At 34.1% G+C, this 674-nt stretch carries 1 protein-coding gene; it reads right to left on the bottom strand.

All coding sequences use genetic code 11. The features are described 5' to 3' along the window. Window positions 1-150: 150 nt before the first annotated feature. Window positions 151-561: a conjugal transfer protein TraD gene (locus C9E89_RS23010; RefSeq protein WP_010591656.1), complete on the bottom strand. Its 411-nt coding sequence runs from the start codon at window positions 559-561 to the stop codon at window positions 151-153. Window positions 562-674: the final 113 nt, after the last annotated feature.

Raw genomic sequence — 674 nt, 5'->3', positions numbered from 1 at the left:
CAGTAGATTAACTTTTGAAGGTTTTTCTTTTGAGAATAACTTTTATCAAGGTAAAAATGCCTTAATTGCTATAGCTCAATATTCAGCTGATAAACAACAAGAATCATGGAATTAATTTAATGAGTAAGTTTAAAAGCTTGCTCATATTATTTACTTTTTAGACCGTTGATTAAGCTCTTGTTGTCCTAATTCCTTCCAAATCTGCCATTTCATATCATTGGGATCAATTTCAGCCGTTTTCAGTAATACGCCAAGTAATTCTGCTGGGTCACGCTGATCTAGGTTAGCAATTTCAAAAAGTGCGCCTAATTGAATGAGATGACGTGTACGAGCTTTGCGTTCAGCTTCCTTTTCTGCATTCAATAATTTTCTAACTGCAACTTTTTGCTTATTTGCTCGATCTATGGCTTTTTCAGCTTTGATCAAGGCATTGATCTTTTTCTCTTGGTCGGGTGTTCTGTACTGAATTTTGGATAGTTCAAGTAAAAGTTTTTGAGCATCACTAGGATTCTTTAAAGCAGAAATGTAGGTGATTTTTTCAGATAGCCATTCATTATTCATATTCAATTCCTTAATTCAGATACCGCAAAAGCACAGGCTCAATTCTCAAAGAACGATAACAAAATAATTACGTCCAATGTCCGCAATTTTGTTAAAGTTCGTTCTAGAGAAGT

Source organism: Acinetobacter sichuanensis (assembly GCF_003024515.2).
Lineage (GTDB): Bacteria > Pseudomonadota > Gammaproteobacteria > Pseudomonadales > Moraxellaceae > Acinetobacter > Acinetobacter sichuanensis.
The sequence above is the reverse complement of the archived record's forward strand: the minus strand, read 5'-3'. Positions and strand labels throughout refer to the sequence as shown.